Below are 4,150 nucleotides of genomic sequence, written 5' to 3'. Positions count from 1 at the left end.
GCAGCGGACCTGGCTGCTGTCGCCGTGGACGGCGGGCGGAGCGCTGTTCGCCGCGAGCGTGGTCGCGTTGGCCGGGACACGCATGGCCGGCCCGCACGCGGAGGTGTTCGCCGAACTGCTGCCCCGGCTACTGTGCCTGGTCGTCCTCGCCCGCCTGGCCGTCGGGCTCGGCGGTTCCCCCGGCCGGAGCGGTGAGCCGGCCGGCGCGCCATCGCCGCGAGGCGAGCCGGAGGACCGGCCGCTCGACGTAGTAGAAGGAGATCGTCGCGATCCCGAGGGTCAGCAGGGCGACCACCGGGAACTCGGTGAGGAAGTGGCCGGTGAAGGGGGTGTGCCCGACGAGCTCGCTCCAGCCGATCAGGACCGGCACCTGCCAGAGGAAGACGCCGTAGGAGACGCGGCCGAGGAACCGCATGACGCGGTTGCCGAGAACGGCGTGCACGATGGGCTCGCCGGCGGGCGCGAGGGCGACGGGACCGACGGCGAAGACGGCGACCAGCCCGTACAGCAGGACGCGGAACTCCGACGTCCAGACGGTGTCGATGGCGGTGAGGTCGGCCGGCCCGGTGAACGGTGACGCGGCGATGCCGTACAGCACCGCCGCGATGAGCCAGCACGTGCCCCACGACCGTGCGACGGTACGGGCGAACCGCGCCGCGCGCACCGACCCGGTGCGGGCCCGGACCGACACGACCGCCAGGGCCATGCCGATCGCGAACCACGCGAAGTAGCGCGGCAGCCAGACGCCGAGCAGCGGCCGGTAGGCCGGGTGGAACATGAAGATCGAGTAGACGAGCGACAGCGCGGCGTACGCGGCGATTCCCCACAGCAGGCGCCGGGCCCGCCGGCCGGCGTCGGGCCCGCCGCGCTCGCGGAGCCGGGCGTACCACCCGAGGACCGCGGCGGTCACCGGCAGCAGGACGTACCAGGCGACCTCGACCGTGAGGCTCCAGATCTGCCACAGGCCCTCCGGCCCGAGGCCGTTGCCCCACCACGGATGCGGATCGTAGGTGAAGGTGAGCGTCAGCAGCCGCAGCCAGGTCCACACGTCGCCGAGGTGGGCGCTCAGATAGACGACCATCACGTACAGCACGAGCACCCAGTACGCGGGCAGGATGCGCAGCGCCCGGCGCCGGTAGTACCCGGCGACGCTCACCTCGTGGTCGGCCGACATGTCGAGCGACCGCACCGCCCACGGGCGGTAGAGCAGCAGGCCGGACAGCGTGAAGAAGACGGTGACCGCGATCGCGCCGCCGGACAGCAGCCACGCCTGGGCGTCGTGCTTCAGCGTGCCGCCGGTGTCGGACCCGATGTGCAGCACGAGCACCCCGAACGCCGCGACCGCACGCACGCCGTCCAGCGCGTCGTCGTGCCCATCCGGCCCGGGACGGCCGGTCGCACGCACGGCGGTGGCGGACGGTGCGGGCGCTGTCACGGGCTACCTCCGGGGCCGGGAAAGCGAATCCTACGCGTAGGTAACATGATCGTCACAAAGATCGTCCCACCCGGCGACAAATGTCACATTCCCATATGATTCAGGCAATTTCCCCTTGGGAGGTGCGCGGTGCGGCGCAAGGTGGGCTTGATCTTGATCGGGGTCGGAGCGTTCTTTCTCGCACTCGCCCCGCTGGTGCGCTTCTACGTCGCGCGGCAGGTCGTCGCCGCGCCGCTGAACGTGTACGAGAAGACCACTCTCCGCGCCGACGACGCTACGTATCTGGACACCGCCAAATGGCGGATCCAGAAGGGCGCCACCGTCACGGCGACCAACACCACACGCGGCGACGTCCGCGCTGGTGACGGCAGGACGGCCGTCTGGGACTCCTTCACCTCCATCGAGGACCCGACCAGCAACGCGAAGATCGAGACGCAGACCCAGCGCGCCGTGTTCGACCGCCGCTCCGCCGAGATGAGGAACGGCCGGGGAGCCGCGGTGAACGGCGACTCCAACGTGCGCCAGTCGGGAGTCGGCCTCTTCTGGCCGATTGGCGTGAAGCGGAAAAGCTATCCCTATTTCGACATCAGCACGAAGCGCACCTGGCCGATGACTTATGAGGGCGAGGAAAAGGTCCACGGCATCACGACCTACCGCTTCGTGCAGCAGATTCCACCGACCGTGACCGACTCGATCAAACCCGGTGTTCCCGCCTCGCTCCTCGGCCTGCCGGCCAAGCAGGTCGCCCGGCTGCCGGGCTATGACAAGAAGAACAACGCGGTCGCGGTGAACCGCGTCTACCAGGCGACCACCACGGTCTGGGTCGACCCGCGCACGGGCGCCCCGGTCAACCAGGAGCAGAAGGTCACCCAGACGCTGCGCACCAGCGACGGCGTCGACCGCCTCACCGTCGCCGACCTGGACCTGAAGATGGTCCCCGGCAGCCAGCAGGACCTCGTCGACCTCTCCGGCGGCGAGGCGACCAAGGTCGCGCTGGTCAAGACCTGGCTCCCGTACGGCGGCGGCGCCCTCGGCATCGTCCTGCTCGTCGCCGGCCTGGCCCTGGCCCTCGCCGTCACCGGCCGCAGCGAGACCGCCCCGAACGGCGCGGAGAACACGGACGCCCCCCGCCCCTCCGGCGAGGAGCCCTCCGAGTCGTCCTCCTGACCCGTACCGGCGGGACCGGCTCCCCGCCGCCGTGACGGGGAGCCGTTCGCCGGTCAGCCGTCGATGCGGTGCTGCGTCCAGAACGACGTCAGGTCGGTCGTGGTCAGCGCCTGCGCCGCCGCCTTGAACTCGGCGGTCGTCGAGACGCCGTACCAGTGCGACTGGGCGTAGTCGTGGGTCAGCCTGGTCATGGCCGTGGTGCCGAGCACGCGGCTCAGGTCGTGCAGCGCGCACTTGCCGTAGCCGTACACGACCGTGGCGTACCGGCCCGAGTGGGCGTCCCAGTACGCCATCGAGTTGGTGATCTTCTCGGCCGACGAGGCCCAGGACACGCTGTTCCAGCAGCCGTTGCCGGTGTTGCCCTGGTACAGGTCGGTGGCGTAGTCGGCGAAGGACTCATCCAGCCAGGGGCTGTTGTACTCGTCGTCGCCCACGATGCCGTACCACCACTGGTGGGCCAGCTCGTGTGCCAGCGCCGTGGAGCTGACCAGGTCCAGCACGAACCCGGGGTACTCCATGCCGCCGAACCAGAAGTTGTTGTCCAGGACGACGTCGGCCTCGCCGTACGGGTAGGCGCCGAACCGCTGCGCGTGCGCGTCCAGCGCCGCGGTGGCCGTGTTCAGCATCGACGTGGCCGAGGAGGCGGAGATGCCGCTCACCCGGTACACGTTGACCTTCACACCGGCCGGTGAGGTGCCCGACGTCACCGTGAAGGGCCCGGCCGCCCAGGCGAAGTCACGCACCTTCGCGGCGGTCGCGGTCGTCACCGTGCGCCCCGACGCGCCGGCCCGGTCCGTGGAGGTGCCCGTCGCGGGGACCTTCAGCGAGGTCGGATGGTCGAGCGTGACGGTCCAGTCGCTCGCGAGCGAGTAGAAGGACTCGCCGTTGTTCGTGTACGGGTCCAGGTGCCAGCCCGACGCGTCGCGTACCGCCAGCACCGGCAGCGCGTTGCCGAGGAAGTAGTACGACCCGTCGTGGCCGAACCGGTCGGCGCCGCTCGGCACGACGATGCTCAGGTCGAAGCCCACCGTGCCCGACGTGCCCTGGGCGAGCGGCGCGGGAAGGGTGACCTTCAGCGCCGTGCAGCCGACCTCCAGCGCGCCCGCCGTGCCGCCGGTCACGTTCGTCACCGTGACGGGCGTGGACGGGCAGCTCCCGTGGTAGTTGTCCCACAGCCGCAGGTAGACCTCGGTCAGCGGCGTGGCGGCGGCGTTGGTGAAGCTCACCGACTCGTGCCCGGTCCACGTGCCGCCGGTGGCGTTGCCGGTCAGGCTGACCGTGTACGACGGCGACGCCGGCGTACGGGTCGGGTCGGCGGCGGCCTCGCGCGCGGTGCTCGCGGCGTGCGCGGCGGTGAGCGGCGCCATCGCCGCCACCAGGGCGGCGACGATCGCGATCTTCGTTCTCATACTGGAACTCCCGAGGATGAGAGGGCCCCGGGTGACGATGCGCCCGGGGCCCCGCTGGATCACGGTCAGGACGCGTTCACCGCGACGTCGTCGAGGACGAAGCTGGTCTGCAGGGACGAGTCTTCGGTGCCGCTGAACG

The 4,150-nt window shown here is 70.8% G+C and carries 3 protein-coding genes; 1 reads left to right on the top strand and 2 read right to left on the bottom strand.

Annotated elements, in window-relative coordinates; genetic code table 11:
• Positions 1-127: 127 nt before the first annotated feature.
• Entirely contained in the window at positions 128-1,435 is a 1,308-nt protein-coding gene (locus ACFFNX_RS43850) for an acyltransferase family protein (protein ID WP_378212175.1), read from the bottom strand.
• A 153-nt stretch (positions 1,436-1,588) separates the two neighbouring features.
• Here ACFFNX_RS43850 and pgfA point away from each other — a divergent pair, with 153 nt between their 5' ends.
• Positions 1,589-2,602 carry a cell envelope lipid trafficking protein PgfA gene (pgfA, locus tag ACFFNX_RS43845; RefSeq protein ID WP_378212174.1) on the top strand — a complete coding sequence of 338 codons (1,014 nt, stop codon included), beginning with the start codon at positions 1,589-1,591 and terminating at the stop codon, positions 2,600-2,602.
• Positions 2,603-2,655: 53 nt separating this feature from the next.
• Here the strand turns inward: pgfA and ACFFNX_RS43840 are convergent, their stop codons facing one another.
• Positions 2,656-4,011 carry a M1 family metallopeptidase gene (locus ACFFNX_RS43840; protein ID WP_378212173.1) on the bottom strand — a complete coding sequence of 452 codons (1,356 nt, stop codon included), beginning with the start codon at positions 4,009-4,011 and terminating at the stop codon, positions 2,656-2,658.
• Positions 4,012-4,150 lie beyond the last annotated feature (139 nt).

This window comes from Actinoallomurus acaciae, assembly GCF_042429965.1.
GTDB lineage: Bacteria > Actinomycetota > Actinomycetes > Streptosporangiales > Streptosporangiaceae > Actinoallomurus > Actinoallomurus acaciae.
Note: the sequence above shows the minus strand (reverse complement) of the source record. Positions and strands in the feature narration are given on the sequence as shown.